The sequence below is a fragment of the Streptomyces sp. NPDC033966 genome, assembly GCF_055575955.1.
In genome coordinates this window covers 304104-322831 of sequence record NZ_JBVIRQ010000008.1, presented here as the reverse complement: position 1 = coordinate 322831, position 18728 = coordinate 304104, and the positions used below count along the sequence as shown (strand labels likewise).

The following is an 18728-nucleotide window of genomic DNA, read 5'->3' as shown; positions in this document are numbered from 1 at the left end:
CCGGAGATGTGGGGTACGGGGACATGACCGTCGGTACGAACAGCTCGCCAGTGGGCGCCGGCGCGGCCGAGGAGCGGTTCGGGGACGCCGCCGGGCACCCGGGCGCCGACCGCCCCGGCGCGTCCGCCGCCGGACCCGACGGGCCGGGGCCCGCGACGGAGGCCGCCGCGGCCCCGGACGGCCTGGGCTTCGTACCGCCGCAGGCGGGCCCCGCGGGACGGGCGGCGGACGGGCCGGCCCGGCCGGGCCCGGCCGCCCCGGAGCCCGCCATCGACCCCGACGAACTGCCCGACGGGCTCGTCGTCGCCGACCACACCGGACACGTCGTCTGCTTCAACCGGGCCGCCTCCCGGATCACCGCCATCCCGGCCGGCCAGGCCATCGGCGCCCGCATCGAACGCGCGCTGCCGCTGGAGGACCTCGAAGGCCGCCGCTGGTGGGCGCTGACCGACCCGTACGGGGGACTCGCCACCCGGCGCGGTCAGCCCGAGCGGAACCTGCTGCTGCCCGGCGGCCGCGAGGTGCTCGTCTCCGCCCGCTACGTGCGCAGCCACCCCACCGGCCCCCTCAGCCGCCTCGTGGTCACCCTGCGCGGCACGGAGGCCCGGCGCCGCACCGAACGCAGCCACGCCGAGCTGATCGCGACGGTCGCGCACGAGCTGCGCTCCCCGCTGACCTCGGTGAAGGGCTTCACCGCCACCCTGCTCGCCAAGTGGGAGCGGTTCACCGACGACCAGAAGCGGCTGATGCTGGAGACCGTCGACGCCGACGCCAACCGCGTCACCCGGCTGATCGCCGAGCTCCTCGACATCTCCCGCATCGACTCCGGCCGCCTGGAGGTCCGCCGCCAGCCGGTCGACCTCGCCGCGGCCGTGGGCCGCCACGTCCAGGCCCTCACCGCGAACGGCCAGGCGCCCGAGCGGTTCCTCGTACGGGTCAGCAGCCCGCTGCCCGACTGCTGGGCCGACCCGGACAAGATCGACCAGATCCTCGGCAACCTCCTCGAAAATGCGGTGCGCCACGGTGACGGAACGGTCACCATCGACGTAGCGCCGCACGAGAAGGGAACAGCCGTCACCGTGACCGACGAAGGCCCCGGGATCCCCGAGGAGTCGATGGCCCGCGTCTTCACCCGCTTCTGGCGGGGGAGCAAGCGCGGCGGCACCGGCCTGGGCCTGTACATCGTCAAGGGCATCGTGGAGGCACACGGCGGCACCATCACGGTCGGCCGCGGCCCCGGAGGCGGCGCCGAGTTCCGATTTATCCTGCCCGTGAGCGCCCCGGCCTACCTCACCCAGTAACCCTGCGGAGAGTCTCACCGGGCGGCCCACGGGCTCCTCCACCCCCGGCGGCCCTTAGACTCGTCCTTTGGCACCTTTGTGTCCTTGTGCCGATCGAGCCCGAGGCGTTTCGATCACGTCGCGCGGGGACCCACCAGCCAGCCATCGGAAGTACGGGAAGAGATGTCGGCACCGAACAAGTCGTACGACCCTGTCGAGGTCGAGGCACTGAAACCGGAAGAGATCGAGCGCATGCGGGACGAGGCGCTCGCCGCCTTCGCGTCCGCCGGCGACCTCGACGAGCTTCGCGAGGCGAAGACCGCGCACATGGGCGACCGCTCGCCCCTGGCGCTCGCCAACCGCGAGATCGGCGCCCTGCCGCCCCAGGCCAAGGCCGACGCGGGCAAGCGCGTCGGACAGGCCCGCGGCGCCGTGAACAAGGCCTTCGGGGCCCGCACGGTCCAGCTGGAGGCCGAGCGCGACGAGCGGGTGCTGGTCGAGGAGGCGGTGGACGTCACGCTGCCCTACGACCGCGTGCCCGCCGGCGCCCGCCACCCCCTGACCACGCTGATGGACCGCATCGCGGACATCTTCGTCGGCATGGGCTACGAGGTCGCGGAAGGCCCCGAGGTCGAGGCGGAGTGGTTCAACTTCGACGCCCTCAACTTCACGCCCGACCACCCGGCGCGCCAGATGCAGGACACCTTCTTCGTCCAGGGCCCCAAGGGCACCGAGGGCGACGAGTCGGGCGTCGTGCTGCGCACCCACACCTCCCCGGTGCAGGCGCGCTCGCTGCTGGAGCGCAAGCCCCCCGTCTACATCGTCTGCCCGGGCCGCGTGTACCGCACCGACGAGCTCGACGCGACGCACACCCCGGTCTTCCACCAGGTCGAGCTGCTCGCCGTGGACGAGGGCCTGACCATGGCCGACCTCAAGGGCACCATCGACCACATGGTCAAGGAGCTCTTCGGGGAGCAGACCACCACCCGGCTGCGCCCGCACTTCTTCCCCTTCACCGAGCCGTCCGCCGAGATGGACATGCAGTGCTACGTCTGCCGCGGCGAGTCGGTGGGCAACCCCGACCGCCCCTGCCGTACCTGCTCCAGCGAGGGCTGGATCGAGCTCGGCGGCTGCGGCATGGTCAACCCCAAGGTGCTCACCGCCTGCGGTGTGGACCCGGAGAAGTACAGCGGGTTCGCCTTCGGCTTCGGCATCGAGCGGATGCTGATGTTCCGTCACAACGTTGAAGACATGCGAGACATGGTCGAGGGTGACGTGCGCTTCACCCGGCCGTTCGGGAGTGAGATCTGATGCGCGTCCCGCTTTCCTGGCTGCGGGAGTACGTCGACCTCCCCGCGGGCGAGACCGGCCGTGACGTGGCCGCCAAGCTGGTCGACGCCGGCCTCGAGGTCGAGACCGTCGAGACGCTCGGCGCCGGCCTCAAGGGCCCCCTCGTCGTCGGCCAGGTGCTGACCATCGAGGAGCTCGACGGCTTCCGCAAGCCGATCCGCTTCTGCACGGTCGACGTCGGCACCGCCAACGGCACCGGCGAGCCGCAGGAGATCGTCTGCGGCGCCCGGAACTTCTCCGTCGGCGACAAGGTCGTCGTGGTCCTGCCCGGCGCCGTCCTGCCCGGCGACTTCGCGATCGCCTCGCGCAAGACGTACGGCAAGACCTCGCACGGCATGATCTGCTCCGGCGACGAGCTCGGCATGGGCGACGACGGCACGCACGGCATCATCGTGCTGCCGCCGGAGTACGAGCCCGGCACCGACGCGATCGAGCTGCTCCAGCTCGTCGACGAGGTCCTCGACATCGACATCACCCCGGACCGCGGCTACTGCATGTCCATGCGCGGTGTGGCCCGCGAGGCCGCCACCGCGTACGGCCTGCCGCTGCGCGACCCGGCGCTGCTCGACGTGCCCGCGCCGAACTCGTACGGCTACGCCGTGCAGATCTCCGACCCGGCCGGCTGCGACCGCTTCACCGCCCGCACGGTGACCGGCCTCGACCCCGAGGCGCGGTCCCCGATCTGGCTCACGCGCCGCCTCCAGAAGGCGGGCATGCGCCCGATCTCGCTGGCCGTGGACATCACCAACTACGTGATGCTGGAGCTCGGCCAGCCGCTGCACGCCTACGACCGCGCGCGCCTCGACGGCGCGATCGGCGTCCGCCGTGCCGAGCAGGGCGAGAAGTTCACCACCCTCGACGGCGTCAAGCGCACGCTCGACGCCGAGGACCTGGTGATCACCGACAGCAGCGGCCCGATCGGGCTCGCCGGCGTCATGGGCGGTGCCAACACCGAGATCGCCGACTCCGTCACCGACCCTGAGACGGGCGCCGTCACGGGCACCACGGACGTCGTGATCGAGGCCGCGCACTTCGACTCCGTGTCGATCTCGCGCACCGCCCGCCGCCTGAAGCTCTCCTCCGAGGCCTCCAAGCGCTTCGAGCGGGGCGTCGACCCGCAGGCCGCCGCGGCGGCAGCGCAGCGGACCGTCGACCTCCTCGTGCTGCTCGCTGGCGGCACCGCCGAGGCCGGCGTCACCGAGCTCACCGCCCCGGGCGCCCCGCGCACCATCGCGATGAGCGCGGACCACCCGGACCGGGTCGCGGGCATGGAGTACGGCCGCGAGACCGTCGTGCGCCGCCTCCAGGAGATCGGCTGCGACGTCTACGGACAGGACGAGCTCGTCGTCACCGTCCCCTCGTGGCGGCCCGACCTCGCCGAGCCCAACGACCTCGCCGAGGAGGTCATCCGGCTGGAGGGCTACGGGAACCTCCCGTCCACCCTCCCGCAGGTGCCCTCCGGCCGCGGCCTGACCGCGCGCCAGCAGCTGCACCGCCGGGTCGGCCGCGCCCTGGCCGGCGCCGGCTACGTCGAGGCGCTGAGCTACCCGTTCATCGGCGAGGCCGTCTTCGACCAGCTGCAGCTGCCCGCGCACGACGCGAGCCGCCAGGTCGTCAAGCTGGTCAACCCGCTGTCCGACGAGGAGCCGGCGCTGCGCACCACGCTGCTGCCGGGCCTGCTGGGCGCGCTGCGCCGCAACGACAGCCGGGGCAGCCACGACCTCGCGCTCTTCGAGACCGGCTCGGTCTTCCGTGCCGCCGCCGAGGCGGGCGTCGCCGTACGCCTGCCCGTCGACCGGCGTCCCACGGACGAGGAGGTCGCCACCCTCGACGCGGCCCTGCCCGCGCAGCCGCGGTACGCCGCGGTCGTGCTGGCCGGCGCCCGCGAGCAGGCCGGCTGGTGGGGCAAGGGCCGTCCGGCCGACTGGGCGGACGCCGTCCAGGCCGCCCGCGCGCTGGCCGTCGAGGCCGGTGCCGAGCTGGTCGTCCGCCAGGGCCAGTACGGCCCCTGGCACCCGGGCCGCTGCGCCGAGCTGGTCGTCACCGTCGACGGTGTCGAGCAGGTCATCGGCCACGCCGGCGAGCTGCACCCGCGCGTGGTCAAGGCCATGGGCCTGCCCGCCCGCACCAGCGCCATGGAGCTCGACCTGGACCGCCTCGCGGCGGCCGGCGGCGAGGCCGTGCAGGCGCCCCGGATCTCCACCTTCCCGGTGGCGACCCAGGACGTCGCGCTGATCGTGGACGCCTCCGTCCCCGCCTCGGCGGTGGAGGACGCGCTGCGCAAGGGTGCCGGCGAACTGCTGGAGTCGCTGCGGCTGTTCGACGTGTTCACCGGTGAGCAGGTCGGCGAGGGCAAGAAGTCCCTCGCGTACGCGCTGCGCTTCCGCGCGGCCGACCGGACGCTGACCGCCGAGGAGTCCACGGCCGCGCGCGATGCCGCGGTGGCGCTGGCCGGCGAGCGGACCGGGGCGGTGCTGCGGGGCGCGTGACGCCGCCGTAGCTCCCGCCGAGGGGCGCGTCCGGATCACCGGGCGCGCCCCTCACCCGTTCGGGTGGTACTCCGGACTCGCCGGCGCGGCCGGCAATTCGCTGCGCGGATTCCAGCCCGAGCGGCGATCGAGCGCACCGGGCGCGGAGCGCGCGGTATCGGGGTCAGGGGCGGAGCACCTGGGGACGGTGGAAGGGCGGGTAGGGGACCGCTCCGCGCAGCGGTGCACCCGCGCACGGGCACACCCGCGCGGCTGGCTGCGGGCGTGCGCGCCGTGCACGGCACCGGGAGGGCGGCCCCACCGCCGACGCCGCCCCCAGGGTGCCGTGCCGGCCGCGCACGACCGGTGCGGACCCGCCCGGCCCGGGGGGAGTGGAACGGCCCGGGCGGATCCGTGTCACCGGCGGAGCCGCTCCGTACCGGGCCGGTGGACGGACCCGGTACGGAACCGGCCCGGCCCCGGCGGGGTCCGGCGACCAACCGGACCGCGGCGGAGCCGTGGTGCGCCGCCCGCGCCCGCCATGGAGTGTCGGGCAGACAGCAGGGGCGGGCGGCGCGGTGCCGGGTCGTCGCACTGTACGAGGGGGAGCCGACGACCGGGCGGCCTCCTTGGCGAGGCTCTTAAGTGAACCGCCCCCGGCCCCCCGAGCGGCAGGGTGCGGAACGCATTTATGCGCGCACTCGGTTCACACCCCGTGTGAAGGAAAGGCGGAACGCCCCCGCCCGCCCGGCTCAGCCACTAGCCTGAACCGGACGAGCCCTTGGAGGGGCCCATGCAGCCCAATGCACTGCTCGACGCCCTCCTCGCCGAGGCGGGAATGTCCCACGCCGGACTCGCCGCGCATGTCAACCAGGCGGGCCGGTCCCGCGGACTCGCGCTGCGCTACGAACACACCGCGGTCTCCCGCTGGCTGAAGGGGCAGCGCCCCCGGGGCCAGGTGCCCGACCTGATCTGCGAGGTGCTGGGCGGGCGGCTGCAACGGCCCGTCGGGCTCGACGACATCGGGCTCGGGATCCCCGGCCGGCAGAGCCCGCACGGCACCCGGCTCAGCGGCTTCGTCGACCGCGCCACCGCCCTGTGGCGCTCCGACGAGCTGGGCCGGCCCGCGCAGCTCACGGCGCAGGCCCTCACCGGCACCCCGGCCGTGATACCGGTGTGGGAGTGGGAGAACCCGCCCGAGGACGCCGACGTGTCCCGGGTGGGGCGGCACCGGATCGGGCCCGAGCACATCGAGGTCCTGCGGGCCGCCCGGGTGCACTACGAGCTGATGTACCGCCGGGCGGGCGGGATGGCCACCCGGGCCCGGATCGTGCGCTTCCTCGGCACCGAGACCGCCCCGATGCTGCGCGGGACCTACTCCGACGAGGTCGGCCGCCCGCTGCACCGGGCCACCGGGTCCCTGGTGGCGGTCGCGGGGATCTGCGCGTACGACTCCGACGCCCACGGCCTGGCCCAGCGCTACTTCCACCAGGCGCTGCGGCTCGCCAAGGCCAGCGGGGACCGGGGGCTCGGGGCGTACGTGATCGCCCTGCTCGTCAACCAGTCGCTGCACCTGAAGGAGTACCGCCAGGCCGTGGCCTTCGCCGAGGCCGCTCTGCGTGCCGCCGGACCGGACACCACCCCGGCGCTGGGGGCCGACCTGTACGCGATGCAGGCCAAGGCCTACGCGCAACTCGGGGACACGGCGGCCGCGTTGGCGTGCATCCGGCGGGCCGAGGCGGCCGCCGAGCGGATCAGGCCGGGCACCGAGCCCGCCGAGACCGGCTACGTACAGCCCGGGCTGGTCAACGTACAGGTGGCGGAGGCCCTGTTGAGCCTGGGGGACCTCGCCGGGGCGCACGAGCAGGCGGCGGAGGCGGTGGGGACCCCGGCGCACGACAGGGGGCGGGTGCACCGCCTCGCGATGCTGTGCGAGATCCAGCTGCGGCAGGGGGAGGCCGACCGGGCGGTGGCCTCGGCGGCCGAAATGGCCGAGCGGGCCAAGGGGATGGAGTCGCTGCGTCTGAGGGACCGGTTGCGGGCCGTCCGGGAGCAGTTGCTGAGCAGCGGGTGCGCGGGCGCGGAGGAGACCGCGTACCTGATCGACGGGGCGCTGCGCGTTCCCCTGTGAGGGCCTCTGCTGCTGCCATGTTGCCACCAACGGATGCGGAAGGTGGCATTACCGTGCAGTGGACGAACCTGAGTGAGCAGACCGTGTACAAGAACCGCTGGTTCGATGTGAACCTCGCGGACGTGGAACTCCCCGACGGCCGGCACCTGGACCACTTCGTCATCCGGCTGCGGCCGGTCGCCGTCGCCACGGCCGTCAACGAGGCCGACGAGGTGCTGCTGCTGTGGCGGCACCGGTTCATCACCGACAGCTGGGGCTGGGAGCTGCCCGCCGGGGTGGTCGAGGACGGGGAGTCGGTCGAGGCGGCGGCCGCACGGGAGATGGAGGAGGAGTCGGGCTGGCGGCCCGGCCCGCTCCACCACCTGATGACCGTGGAGCCCTCCAACGGGCTGACCGACGCCCGCCACCACCTCTACTGGGCGGACGGGGCCGCGTACGTCGGTGAACCGGAGGACGCCTTCGAGTCCTCGCGCCGGGAGTGGGTCCCGCTGAAGCTGGTCCCGGACATGATCGCGCGCGGGGAGATCCCGGCCGCCAACATGGCGGCCGGGCTCCTCCTCCTGCACCACCTGAGGCTGGGCCGCCCCTAGGGGGTGTCCGTTCAGCCGTACGGGTAGAAGCCCGAGCCCGTCTTGCGGCCCAGGCGGCCCGCGTCCACCATGCGCTGGAGCAGCGGGGGAGCGGCGTACAGCGGCTCCTTGTACTCGGCGTACATCGAATCGGCGATCGAGACGATGGTGTCCAGGCCGATCAGGTCGGACAGCTTGAGCGGGCCCATCGGGTGGGCGCAGCCCAGCTCCATGCCGTTGTCGATGTCCTCGCGGCTCGCGATGCCCGACTCGAACATCCGGATCGCGGACAGCAGGTACGGCACCAGCAGGGCGTTGACGACGAAGCCGGACCGGTCCTGGGCGCGGACGGCGTGCTTCTTCAGCACGTCCCGCACCAGGGCCTCGGACCGCTTGACGGTCTCCTCGCTCGTCGTCAGCGCCGGGATCAGCTCGACGAGCCGCTGCACGGGCGCCGGGTTGAAGAAGTGGATGCCGATGACCTGGTCGGGCCGCGAGGTCGCGACGGCCAGCTTGACCAGCGGGATCGAGGAGGTGTTGGAGGCGAGGATCGCGTCCGGGCGGGTGATCACCTGGTCCAGGACCTGGAAGATCTCCGTCTTGACCTGCTCGTTCTCGACGACGGCCTCGATGACGAGGTCGCGGTCGGCGAACTCGCCGAGGTCGGTGGTGAAGGAGAGCCGGGCCAGGGTGGCGTCCCGCTCCTCCTCGCTGATCTTGCCGCGTTCGGCGGCCTTGGTCAGCGAGTTGTGCAGCCGGGTGCGCCCGATCTCCAGGGCCTCCCCGGTGGTCTCGGCGACCTTCACCTCAAGACCGCTGCGGGCGCACACCTCCGCGATGCCCGCGCCCATCTGGCCACAGCCCACCACGCCGACCCTGGTGATGTCGGTCGGGAGGGTAGAGAGGTCCGTCACATCGTGCCTTTCGCTGCTCATCCATCGCGGGTCCCCCGTGTTCGGCAGTGGTAACTGCATCCCGGCGCCCGCCACGCCCCCCGACGTTACTCCCGCGTTGCCCCCGTCGGCGGGCCGGGGCGGGGCATGCTGTGCCACGCAGAGCATTGTCACGGAGAGGAACGGAGTCGTCACATGACGCGCATCGGACGGCGGGGACTGCTGGCGGGGGCGGCGGGAGTGCTGGCCGCGACGGCCGCGGGCCCCGCGGCGGCGGAGCCCGGGGCGGCAGCCGGGGTACGGGACGCGGCCGGGCCACCAGGGGCGCTCCCGGCGCGGACCGCCGCCGGCGGCCGGGCGGGGGCGGCGGAGTTCAGGGGGATGTGGATCGCGACCGTACAGAACGTCGACTGGCCCTCCGGCAGCGGGCTGTCCGCCCGGGAGCAGCGCGCGGAGCTGATCAAGCTCCTCGACACGGCGGTGGCGCGCCGGCTCAACACGGTCATCCTCCAGGTCCGCCCGGCCGCCGACGCGTTCTGGCCCTCGACGCGCGAGCCCTGGTCGCAGTGGCTGACCGGTACGCAGGGCAAGGACCCGGGCTGGGACCCGCTGGGCACGGCCGTCAGCGAGGCGCACGCGCGCGGGCTGGAGCTGCACGCCTGGTTCAACCCGTACCGGGTGGCCAACCACACCGACCCCTCCCGGCTCGCGGCCTCGCACCCGGCGCGCCGCAACCGCGGCTGGACCGTCGCCTACGGCGGCAAGCTGTACTACAACCCGGGGCTGCCCGAAGTGCGGTCCTTCGTCCAGGAGGCGATGCTCGACGCCGTCTCCCGCTACCCCGTCGACGCGGTGCACTGGGACGACTACTTCTACCCGTACCCGGTCGCCGGGGAGTACTTCGACGACGACGACGCCTTCGCGGAGCACGGCGGCTCCTTCACCTCCCGCGCCGCCTGGCGCCGCCACAACACCGACACCCTCGTCCAGGAGATGTCGCAGCGGCTGCGCTCCGCCCATCCGGGGGTGCGCTTCGGCATCAGCCCCTTCGCGGTGTGGCGCAACCGGGGCACCGACCGGCTCGGCTCGGCCACCCGGGCGCTGCAGACGTACGACGACCTCTACGCGGACACCCGCAAGTGGGTGCTGCGGGGCTGGGTCGACTACGTCGCACCGCAGGCGTACTGGCACATCGGGTACGCGGCGGCCGACTACGCCGAGGTCGTGCGCTGGTGGGCGAAGACGGTGGCCGGCACCGGGGTGGACCTGTACGTGGGCGAGGCGCTGTACCGCTGCGACGCGGACAGCTCCACGGCCGCCTGGCGGGATCCCGCCGAGCTGTCCCGGCACCTGACCCTCGCCCGCCGTTACGCCGAGGTCCGCGGCCACTCCTACTTCTCGGGGAAGTACGTGGTCGCGGACCCCAATGGAGCGCTGGCCAGGGTCGTCGCCGACCACTACCCGACGGCCGTGCCGCCGCGCTGACTCAGCGCCAGGTGGGGGACTTGCCCTCGGGCTTGTCCGGGTGGCGTACGACGCAGTCGGGGCCGGGGGACATGACGGCGTCGTGCCCGTCCGGGAAGTGGACCCGGTACGGGGGGGCGCCGTTCTCGCCCAGGACCTCGACGATCTCGCCCACCCTGTCGTGCTGGCCCACGATCCTGCCGTGTTGCACCAGCTGGTCGCCCTCGGTCGCGCGCATCTGCTGACCTCCCTCGGAGCCGGTCCGATCCGGTGCCAGTAGTTTAGGCCGATCCGAGGTTATTTGACCCGTTGAGTCACGGTGATGCAGACCAGGACCGCGCAGGCGGCCAGGGGGGTGGCCGGTGAGAGGTGCTCGCCGAGCAGTGCCACCGACCACACCAGGGTCAGCAGCGGCTGGGCGAGCTGGAGCTGGCTGGCGCGCGCGGTGCCGATCTCGGCCATGCCCCGGTACCAGACGTAGAGCCCGAAGAAGTTCGAGCCCGCCGCCACCCACACCAGACCGGTCACCCCGTGCCAGGTCAGGTGCACCGGCTCGGACGCCAGCGCGAACGCCGCGCCCGTCAGGCTCAACGGCAGGCACAGCACCAGCGCCCAGCCGATCACCTGCCAGCCGGGCAGCGAGCGGGCCAGCCGCCCGCCCTCGGTGTAGCCCGCCGCGCACACCAGCAGGGCCCCGAACAGGTAGGCGTCACCGGCGGAGGGGGCGCCGCCGCTCTGGGCCAGGGTGAAGACCAGGATCACCACGGCCCCGGCGACGGCCGCGACCCAGAAGCGGTTGGACGGGCGGTTGCCCGTACGCAGCGCGGAGAGCGCGGCAGTGGTCAGCGGCAGCAGCCCCACCACGACGGCGGCGTGCGAGGTGGTGGAGGTCCGCAGGGCCAGCGTGGTCAGCAGCGGGAAGCCCACCACCACGCCACCCGCCACCACGGCGAGCCCGGCCCAGTGCTCCCGGGCTGGCAGCGGCACCCGCCCGGCCAGCAGGAAGGCGCCCGCGACGGCGGCGGCCAGGACGCTCCGCAGCGCGACGAGGGACCAGGGGCCGAAGCTCTCCAGGCCCCAGGCGGTGGCGGGGAAGGTCAGCGAGAAGGTGACCACCCCGAGCATGGCGAGGGCGGTACCGCTGCGTGCTGCGGTCCGGCTGGCCCCCACCTGCACCGCTATCGACGTCGGGCGAGTAGCGCTATTCTGTGCTGTCATGTATGAGCGTAGCAGTGTGGCCGAGCTGGCAGAATCCCTGCGGTCGGAGCTCGACCGCTACCCGGTTGGTGGAAAGCTCCCGTCCAGTCGGGCCATGGTCGAGCGCTACCGGGTCAGCCCCGTCACCGTCTCCCGGGCCCTCGCGCAGCTCGCCGCCGAGGGACTCGTCGTCACGCGGCCCGGCGCCGGGGCCTTCCGGGCCCGTCCGCGTACGAGCGGCCCCGCGCCCGGGGACACCTCCTGGCAGGAGGTCGCCCTCAGCGCCGAAGGCGCCGGGGAGATCGTCCCGCGCTCCGTGGACGCCAGCGGGGTCGCGAACTCCCTCGCCGTGCCGCCCGCCGGGGTCATCGAGCTCAACGGCGGCTACCTGCACCCCTCGCTCCAGCCCGAGCGGGCCATGGCGGCGGCCCTGGCCCGCGCCGGACGCAGGCCCGGGGCGTGGGGGCGGCCGCCCATGGAGGGACTGCCCGAGCTGCGCGACTGGTTCGCCCGCGAGATCGGCGGCGCCGTCGGGTCGGTCGGCGCCGCCGACGTGCTGATCACGGCCGGCGGGCAGAGCGCGCTGACCACCGCCGTACGGGCGCTGGCCCCGCCCGGCGCGCCGATCCTGGTCGAATCGCCCACCTACCCCGGGCTGCTGGCCATCGCCCGCGCCTCCGGCTGCCGGCCCGTACCCGTCCCGGTGGACGCCGAAGGGGTCCGGCCGGAGCTGCTGGCCGCCGCCTTCGAAGCCACCGGCGCGCGGGTCTTCGTATGCCAGCCGCTGTTCCAGAACCCGACCGGCGCCGTGCTGTCCGCCGCACGGCGCACCGAGGTGCTGCGCATCGCGCGGGCCGCCGGCGCCTTCGTGGTCGAGGACGACTACGCGCGCAACCTGGCCCACGAGGACGCCGGCCCGCTGCCCCCGACGCTCGCCGCCCAGGACTCCGACGGGGTCGTGGTCCACGTCCGGTCCCTGACCAAGGCCACCTCGCCCAGCCTGCGGGTCGGCGCGCTCGCCGCCCGGGGCCCCGTCCTGGACCGGCTGCGGGCCATCCAGGTCGTCGACAGCTTCTTCGTCCCCCGGCCCCTCCAGGAGGCCGCGCTCGAACTCGTCGGAGCCCCCGCCTGGCCGCGCCACCTGCGGGCCGTCGCCGCCGAGCTGCGCCACCGGCGCGAGGTCCTCGCCGGCGCCCTGCGGCGGGAGCTGCCCGGCGCCGAGCTGACCCACCTGCCCTCGGGCGGCTTCCAGCTCTGGGTGCGCCCCGGCGGCGACGGCGACGACGCCGGGTTCGCGGCGGCCGCCCTGCGCGCCGGAGTCGCGGTCACGCCGGGCCGCCCGTACTTCTGCGCCGAACCGCCCGCCGCGCACGTCCGGTTGAGCTTCGCGGGGGTGTCCGGGCCGGGGGAGCTGGTGGAGGCGGTGCAGCGGCTGCGGGGCGGGCTGCCCGAGGGGCTGCTCGGCAGGGCGGGCGGGGGCGCGTAAACCTCGTTGAGGGGGTGGTGGAACCGCTCTAGCCTGCGGGCATGACCGAGATCGTGATCACCTCCCTGGCCGTCCGACCCGAACTGGCCCCCCGGCTCTGGGACATGGAGGACTCCTGGCCCGAGTTCGCCCAGAACGACCCGATCGCCTGGCTGCTGTACCCGCGCCTGGTGGCCGAGTTCCCCGAGTACGTCTTCATCGCCACCGACGGCGACGAGGTGGTGGCCCGGGCCTTCAGCGTCCCCTTCGCGCTGCACACCCCCGAGCGCGGCGGGGTCCTGCCCGGGCAGGGCTGGGACCGGGTCCTGATGTGGGCCTTCTCCGACCAGCGGCGGGGCGTCCGGCCGGACACCGTCACCGCCCTGGAGATCTCGATCGCCCGCGGCCGGCAGGGCGAGGGCCTCTCCGGCCGGATGCTCACCGCCATGCGCGAGGGTGCCCGCGCCGCCGGGTTCACCGAGGTCGTGGCCCCGGTCCGGCCGAGCGCGAAGCCCGCCGAGCCCGAGACCCCCATGGCGGAGTACGCGTACCGCACCCGCGAGGACGGACTGCCGTACGACCCGTGGCTGCGGGTCCACGTCCGTGCGGGGGCGGTCATCGACTCGGTGGCCCCGGTGTCGATGACCATCAGCGGCACCCTCGACCAGTGGCGCGGGTGGACCGGACTGCCCTTCGACACCCCGGGCCCGGTCCGGGTGCCCGGGGCGCTCAGCACCGTCCACTGCGACCCGGAGCACGACCGCGCGGTCTACGTGGAGCCGAACGTCTGGGTGCGCCACGCGCTCGGCGCCGACGGGGCGGTGTCCGGATGATCGCCGTCCGGGCCGCCGGCCCGGGCGACGGCGACGCCCTCGGCGAGATCCACGCCGTCGCCTGGGAGGCCGCGTACGCCCCCTTCTTCGCGCCGGAGTTCGCCGCCGAGGGCGTCCGCAGCCGACGCGCCCGCTGGCACGCGCGGCTCGCCGAGGACCCGAGGACGCTGCTGCTGGCCGAGGCGGGCGGCCGCCCCCTGGCCATGTCCTGGTCCTCCCCGTCCGGGACCCGGCCGGGCCTCGCCGAGATCCTCAGCTTCTACGCCCACCCCGACGGCTGGGGCACCGGCGTCGCCGCCGTGCTGATGGACGCGACGCTGGCCCGGCTGCGCGCGGACGGCTTCGCCCGCGCCCACCTGTGGACGCTGCGGGACACCCCGAGGTCCCGCCGCTTCTACGCCAAGTGCGGCTTCGCCGGGACCGGGGCGGTACGGGAAACGGACTTCGGTGACGGCCGCCCGCTCGAACAGGTCGAGTACGAGCGGGAGTGCTGAGCGGTACCCGCCAGGGCTAGCGGCGCTCGGTCGTGAGGGCGAGCGCGACCCCGGCGATGCAGCCCTGACGGTCGTCGAGGCCCGTGTCGGGGTCGGGGCGTATCCGGCCTGTCTGCCCGGTCGACACCCCTGGTCCGGGGCGTGAGCATGGAATCGAGAAGCCCGCCTCGATCCGCCCGGCCGACGGCGGCGGCCGGAACCCGCACGGGAGTCGGCACCGTCCCGCGGACACCGGACCTTTGCATAAAACTGCATAGGTACGTATAGTCATGCCATCGAGGAGGAGGGTCCGATGGTGGTACGTGTAGCGGTGGCCGGAGCGAGCGGATACGCGGGCGGTGAAGTCCTGCGCCTGCTGCTCTCGCACCCCGAGGTGGAGATCGGCGCGCTGACCGGCCACTCCAACGCCGGACAGCCCTTCGGTCCACTCCAGCCGCACCTCGTCCCGCTCGCCGGACGGACCCTGGAGGCGACCACGCCCGAGGCCCTCGCCGGCCACGACGTCGTCTTCCTGGCCCTGCCGCACGGGCAGTCCGCCGCCGTCGCCGCCCAGCTCGGCGAGGAGGTCCTCGTCGTCGACATGGGTGCCGACCACCGGCTGAAGGACTCCGCCGACTGGGACAAGTTCTACGGCGCCCCGCACGCCGGCACCTGGCCCTACGGGCTCCCCGAGCTCCCCGGCGGCCGGGCCGCCCTGGCCGGCACCAAGCGCATCGCCGTCCCCGGCTGCTTCCCGACCGCCGTCTCCCTCGCCCTCTACCCCGCCTACCAGGCGAGGCTCGCCGGACCCGAGGCCGTCATCGTCGCCGCCACCGGCACCTCCGGCGCCGGCAAGGCCCTCAAGCCGCACCTGCTCGGCTCCGAGGCCATGGGCACCGTGACCCCGTACGGCGTCGGCGGCGCCCACCGGCACACGCCCGAGATGGTGCAGAACCTCTCCCCGCTCGCCGGGGAGCGGGTGTCCGTCTCCTTCACCCCCAACCTCGTGCCCATGCCGCGCGGCATCCTCGCCACCTGCTCCGCCAAGGCCCTGCCCGGCACCACCGCGGAGTCGCTGCGCGCCGCGTACGCGAAGGCCTACGCCGACGAGCCCTTCGTCCGGCTCCTCCCCGAGGGCCAGTGGCCCACCACCAAGGCGGTGTACGGCTCCAACGCCGTCCACGTCCAGGTCGCGTACGACGAGTCCGCGCAGCGGATCATCGCCATCAGCGCGATCGACAACCTCACCAAGGGCACCGCCGGCGGTGCGGTGCAGAGCATGAACATCGCCCTCGGGCTCCCCGAGGCGCTGGGTCTTTCCACGATTGGAGTGGCGCCGTGAGCGTGACGGCTGCACAGGGATTCACGGCGGCGGGCATCGCCGCCGGGATCAAGGCGAACGGCAACCCCGACCTGGCCCTCGTGGTCAACAACGGGCCGAGACTGGCCGCCGCGGGCGTCTTCACCTCCAACCGCGTCAAGGCCGCCCCCGTGCGCTGGTCCGAGCAGGTCCTGCGCGGCGCGACCGTCAGCGCCGTCGTCCTCAACTCCGGCGGCGCCAACGCCTGCACCGGTCCCAAGGGCTTCCAGGACACCCACGCCACCGCCGAGAAGGCCGCCGCCGTCCTGGGCGGCGAGCACAACGCCGGTGAGATCGCCGTCGCCTCCACCGGCCTGATCGGCGTCCTGCTCCCCATGGACAAGCTGCTCCCCGGCATCGAGACGGCCGCCGCCGCCCTCTCCGCCGACGGCGGCGAGGACGCCGCCATCGCCATCAAGACCACCGACACCGTCCACAAGACGGCCACCGCCGGCCAGGACGGCTGGACCGTCGGCGGCATGGCCAAGGGCGCGGGCATGCTCGCCCCGGGCCTGGCCACCATGCTCGTCGTCCTCACCACCGACGCCGACCTCGACAGCGCCACCCTCGACAAGGCGCTGCGGGACGCCACCCGCACCACCTTCGACCGGGTCGACTCCGACGGCTGCATGTCCACCAACGACACCGTGCTGCTGCTGGCCTCCGGCGCCTCCGGCCGGGTCCCCGCGTACGAGGCCTTCGCCGACGCCGTACGGAACGTCTGCGACGACCTCGCCCGCCAGCTGATCGGCGACGCCGAGGGCGCCAGCAAGGACATCCGCATCGAGGTGATCGGCGCGGCCAGCGAGCAGGACGCGGTCGAGGTCGGCCGGTCCATCGCCCGCAACAACCTGCTCAAGTGCGCCATCCACGGCGAGGACCCCAACTGGGGCCGGGTCCTGTCCGCCATCGGCACCACTGCGGCGGCCTTCGACCCGGACCGGCTCAACGTGGCCATCAACGGCGTCTGGGTCTGCAAGAACGGCTCCGTCGGCGAGGACCGCGACCTGGTGAGCATGAAGGACCGCGAGGTGCGCATCACCGCGGACCTGTCCACCGGCTCCGAGTCCGCGGTCATCTGGGCCAACGACCTGACGGCCGAGTACGTCCACGAGAACAGCGCGTACAGCTCATGAGCACCGCGAGGCGCCACACCGCGCTCCCCAAGGCCGAGATCCTCATCGAGGCGCTGCCCTGGCTCACCCGGCACAACGGCAAGATCGTCGTCATCAAGTTCGGCGGCAACGCCATGATCGACGAGGACCTGAAGGCGGCCTTCGCCCAGGACGTGGTCTTCCTGCGCCAGGCCGGCCTGCGGCCCGTCGTCGTCCACGGCGGCGGCCCGCAGATCAACGCCCAGCTCGACAAGCAGGGCCTGGTCAGCGAGTTCAAGGCCGGCCTGCGGGTCACCACCCCGGAGGCCATGGACGTCGTACGCATGGTCCTGGCGGGCCAGGTCCAGCGGGAGCTGGTCGGCCTGCTCAACCAGCACGGCCCGCTCGCCGTCGGAATGACCGGCGAGGACGCCCACACCATCACCGCCACCAAGCACACCCCGCAGATCGGGGGCGAGGCCGTCGACATCGGCCGGGTCGGCGAGATCACCGCCATCGACACCGGCGCGATCGAGGCCCTGCTCGCGGACGGCCGGATCCCGGTCATCTCCTCCATCGCGCGCAGCGCCGACGACGGCCACGTGTACAACGTGAACGCCGACACGGCCGCGGCCGCGCTCGCCGCCGCACTCGGCGCCGAGACGCTGATGGTCCTCACCGACGTCGAGGGCCTCTACGCGGACTGGCCCAACAGCGACGAGGTCATCAGCCGGCTCACCGTCAGCGAGCTGGAGAAGCTCCTGCCCGAGCTGTCCAGCGGCATGGTGCCGAAGATGGAGGGCTGCCTGCACGCGGTGCGCGGCGGCGTCAGCACCGCCCGCGTGATCGACGGGCGGGTCCAGCACTCGATCCTGCTGGAGATCTTCACCGACGAGGGAATCGGCACGATGGTCGTGCCCGACGCACAGGGAGGGGACAGCGAGTGAGCGGCAACCAGGAGACCGGCAACCAGCGCTACGCCGCCCGCTGGAAGGGAGCGCTGACCAACAACTACGGCACCCCGGCGCTGGCCCTCGTACGCGGTGAGGGCGCGCAGGTCTGGGACGCGGACGGCAAGCAGTACACCGACTTCGTCGGCGGCATCGCGGTCAACGCCCTCGGACACGCCCACCCGGCCGTCGTCTCCGCCGTGACCGAGCAGATCACCACCCTCGGCCACGTATCCAACCTCTACGCCTCCGAGCCCGTCCTCGCCCTCGGCGAGCGGCTGCTCCAGCTCTTCGGCCGCGAGGGGCGGGTGTTCTTCTGCAACTCCGGTGCGGAAGCGGTCGAAGCCGTCTACAAGATCGGTCGGCTGACCGGGCGGACCCACATGGTCGCCACCGGCGGCGGATTCCACGGCCGGACCATGGGCGCACTCGCCCTCACCGGCCAGCCCGGGAAGCAGGCGCCCTTCCTGCCGCTGCCCGGCGACGTGACGCACGTCCCCTACGGCGACGTGGAGGCCCTGCGGGCCGCCGTCACCGAGGAGACCGCCTTCGTCCTCATCGAGCCGGTCCAGGGCGAGAACGGCGTGGTCGTCCCGCCCGCCGGCTACCTGACGGCCGCCCGCGAGATCACCCGGGCCACCGGGACGCTGCTCGCCCTCGACGAGGTGCAGACCGGCATCGGGCGCTGCGGCAGCTGGTTCGAGTACCAGCAGCACGAGGGGGTCGAGCCCGACCTCGTCACGCTCGCGAAGGGCCTCGGCGGCGGTCTGCCCATCGGCGCGGTGGCCGCCTTCGGCCCGGCCGCGGACCTGCTCCAGCCCGGCCAGCACGGCACCACCTTCGGCGGGAACCCGGTCGCCTGCGCCGCCGGCCTCGCCGTGATCGACACCATCGCCGCCGAGGGACTGCTCGACCGGGTCAAGGCCCGGGGCGAGCGGCTGCGCTCCGGAATCGAAGCCTCCGGTCACGGACTGGTCTCCCACGTCCGCGGGTCGGGTCTGTTGCTGGGTATCGTGCTGACGGAGCCGCTCGCGCCGAAGGTGCAGCTCGCGGCCCAGCAGGCCGGATTCCTGGTCAACGCGCCCGCCCCCGACGTGGTACGGCTGATGCCCCCGTTCGTCATCACCGAGGCCGAGGTGGACGCGTTCGTCCGGGCACTTCCCGGCATCCTCGACGAAGCGGGACGATCCGGAGAATGAGA

Annotated in this window: 16 protein-coding genes; 13 read left to right on the top strand and 3 right to left on the bottom strand. The window is 73.7% G+C overall.

All coding sequences use genetic code 11. The features are described from left to right. Nucleotides 1-23: 23 nt before the first annotated feature. From ACZ518_RS24265 to ACZ518_RS24245, 5 genes are all read left to right on the top strand, one after another. Nucleotides 24-1301, top strand: coding sequence for a sensor histidine kinase (locus tag ACZ518_RS24265; RefSeq protein WP_469115088.1), 1278 nt, complete (start codon nt 24-26; stop codon nt 1299-1301). A 162-nt stretch (nt 1302-1463) separates the two neighbouring features. Further along, nucleotides 1464-2591, top strand: coding sequence for a phenylalanine--tRNA ligase subunit alpha (pheS, locus tag ACZ518_RS24260; protein WP_125600644.1), 1128 nt, complete (start codon nt 1464-1466; stop codon nt 2589-2591). Beyond that, on the top strand, nt 2591-5119 hold the full coding sequence (gene pheT, locus ACZ518_RS24255) for a phenylalanine--tRNA ligase subunit beta (RefSeq protein WP_469115087.1): 2529 nt from the start codon (nt 2591-2593) through the stop codon (nt 5117-5119). The genes pheS and pheT overlap by 1 nt, the downstream gene beginning before the upstream one ends. A gap of 772 nt (nt 5120-5891) precedes the next feature. Then, complete coding sequence (locus tag ACZ518_RS24250; protein ID WP_469115086.1) at nt 5892-7229, top strand: tetratricopeptide repeat protein; 1338 nt, start codon at nt 5892-5894, stop codon at nt 7227-7229. 53 nt (nt 7230-7282) lie between these two features. Further along, entirely contained in the window at nt 7283-7819 is a 537-nt protein-coding gene (locus ACZ518_RS24245) for an NUDIX hydrolase (protein WP_469115085.1), read from the top strand. 11 nt (nt 7820-7830) lie between these two features. Here the strand turns inward: ACZ518_RS24245 and ACZ518_RS24240 are convergent, their stop codons facing one another. Then, nucleotides 7831-8733, bottom strand: a complete 903-nt coding sequence (locus ACZ518_RS24240) for a 3-hydroxybutyryl-CoA dehydrogenase (RefSeq protein ID WP_469115084.1) — start codon at nt 8731-8733, stop codon at nt 7831-7833. A gap of 153 nt (nt 8734-8886) precedes the next feature. On the opposite strand from ACZ518_RS24240, the gene ACZ518_RS24235 reads away from it, so the two are divergent. Further along, the gene (locus ACZ518_RS24235) at nt 8887-10176 is read left to right on the top strand and encodes a glycoside hydrolase family 10-like protein (RefSeq protein WP_469115083.1); all 1290 of its coding nucleotides are present in this window, start codon (nt 8887-8889) and stop codon (nt 10174-10176) included. A gap of 1 nt (nt 10177) precedes the next feature. Here ACZ518_RS24235 and ACZ518_RS24230 read toward each other — a convergent pair whose 3' ends face one another. Beyond that, nucleotides 10178-10393: a DUF1918 domain-containing protein gene (locus ACZ518_RS24230; protein WP_007263133.1), complete on the bottom strand. Its 216-nt coding sequence runs from the start codon at nt 10391-10393 to the stop codon at nt 10178-10180. Nucleotides 10394-10452: 59 nt separating this feature from the next. After that, nucleotides 10453-11373, bottom strand: coding sequence for a DMT family transporter (locus ACZ518_RS24225; RefSeq protein ID WP_469115082.1), 921 nt, complete (start codon nt 11371-11373; stop codon nt 10453-10455). Between ACZ518_RS24225 and ACZ518_RS24220 the strand changes: the two genes are divergently transcribed. From ACZ518_RS24220 to ACZ518_RS24190, 7 genes are all read left to right on the top strand, one after another. After that, a complete protein-coding gene (locus ACZ518_RS24220; RefSeq protein WP_469115081.1) occupies nt 11372-12838 on the top strand; it encodes an aminotransferase-like domain-containing protein in 1467 nt (488 codons plus the stop codon). The genes ACZ518_RS24225 and ACZ518_RS24220 overlap by 2 nt on opposite strands. Before the next feature lie 41 nt (nt 12839-12879). Continuing rightward, the gene (locus ACZ518_RS24215; protein ID WP_469115080.1) at nt 12880-13650 is read left to right on the top strand and encodes an N-acetyltransferase; all 771 of its coding nucleotides are present in this window, start codon (nt 12880-12882) and stop codon (nt 13648-13650) included. Beyond that, nucleotides 13647-14144, top strand: a complete 498-nt coding sequence (locus tag ACZ518_RS24210) for a GNAT family N-acetyltransferase (protein ID WP_469115079.1) — start codon at nt 13647-13649, stop codon at nt 14142-14144. The genes ACZ518_RS24215 and ACZ518_RS24210 overlap by 4 nt, the downstream gene beginning before the upstream one ends. 292 nt (nt 14145-14436) lie before the next feature. Beyond that, nucleotides 14437-15465: an N-acetyl-gamma-glutamyl-phosphate reductase gene (gene argC, locus ACZ518_RS24205; protein WP_469115078.1), complete on the top strand. Its 1029-nt coding sequence runs from the start codon at nt 14437-14439 to the stop codon at nt 15463-15465. Continuing rightward, nucleotides 15462-16619 carry a bifunctional glutamate N-acetyltransferase/amino-acid acetyltransferase ArgJ gene (argJ, locus tag ACZ518_RS24200; protein ID WP_469115077.1) on the top strand — a complete coding sequence of 386 codons (1158 nt, stop codon included), beginning with the start codon at nt 15462-15464 and terminating at the stop codon, nt 16617-16619. The genes argC and argJ overlap by 4 nt, the downstream gene beginning before the upstream one ends. Then, on the top strand, nt 16616-17524 hold the full coding sequence (gene argB, locus ACZ518_RS24195; protein WP_469115076.1) for an acetylglutamate kinase: 909 nt from the start codon (nt 16616-16618) through the stop codon (nt 17522-17524). Before argJ ends, argB begins: the two co-directional genes overlap by 4 nt. Next, nucleotides 17521-18726 carry an acetylornithine transaminase gene (locus tag ACZ518_RS24190; RefSeq protein WP_469115075.1) on the top strand — a complete coding sequence of 402 codons (1206 nt, stop codon included), beginning with the start codon at nt 17521-17523 and terminating at the stop codon, nt 18724-18726. The genes argB and ACZ518_RS24190 overlap by 4 nt, the downstream gene beginning before the upstream one ends. The last annotated feature ends 2 nt before the right edge of the window (nt 18727-18728 follow it).

What these genes read in the sequence shown, in the direction of transcription:
- ACZ518_RS24265 (WP_469115088.1), top strand. Translation starts at nt 24, where the DNA reads ATGACCGTCGGTACGAACAGCTCGCCAGTGGGCGCCGGCGCGGCCGAG.
- pheS (WP_125600644.1), top strand. Translation starts at nt 1,464, where the DNA reads ATGTCGGCACCGAACAAGTCGTACGACCCTGTCGAGGTCGAGGCACTG.
- pheT (WP_469115087.1), top strand. Translation starts at nt 2,591, where the DNA reads ATGCGCGTCCCGCTTTCCTGGCTGCGGGAGTACGTCGACCTCCCCGCG.
- ACZ518_RS24250 (WP_469115086.1), top strand. Translation starts at nt 5,892, where the DNA reads ATGCAGCCCAATGCACTGCTCGACGCCCTCCTCGCCGAGGCGGGAATG.
- ACZ518_RS24240 (WP_469115084.1), bottom strand. Translation starts at nt 8,733, where the DNA reads ATGAGCAGCGAAAGGCACGATGTGACGGACCTCTCTACCCTCCCGACC.
- ACZ518_RS24235 (WP_469115083.1), top strand. Translation starts at nt 8,887, where the DNA reads ATGACGCGCATCGGACGGCGGGGACTGCTGGCGGGGGCGGCGGGAGTG.
- ACZ518_RS24230 (WP_007263133.1), bottom strand. Translation starts at nt 10,393, where the DNA reads ATGCGCGCGACCGAGGGCGACCAGCTGGTGCAACACGGCAGGATCGTG.
- ACZ518_RS24220 (WP_469115081.1), top strand. Translation starts at nt 11,372, where the DNA reads ATGTATGAGCGTAGCAGTGTGGCCGAGCTGGCAGAATCCCTGCGGTCG.
- ACZ518_RS24225 (WP_469115082.1), bottom strand. Translation starts at nt 11,373, where the DNA reads ATGACAGCACAGAATAGCGCTACTCGCCCGACGTCGATAGCGGTGCAG.
- ACZ518_RS24215 (WP_469115080.1), top strand. Translation starts at nt 12,880, where the DNA reads ATGACCGAGATCGTGATCACCTCCCTGGCCGTCCGACCCGAACTGGCC.
- ACZ518_RS24210 (WP_469115079.1), top strand. Translation starts at nt 13,647, where the DNA reads ATGATCGCCGTCCGGGCCGCCGGCCCGGGCGACGGCGACGCCCTCGGC.
- argC (WP_469115078.1), top strand. Translation starts at nt 14,437, where the DNA reads ATGGTGGTACGTGTAGCGGTGGCCGGAGCGAGCGGATACGCGGGCGGT.
- argB (WP_469115076.1), top strand. Translation starts at nt 16,616, where the DNA reads ATGAGCACCGCGAGGCGCCACACCGCGCTCCCCAAGGCCGAGATCCTC.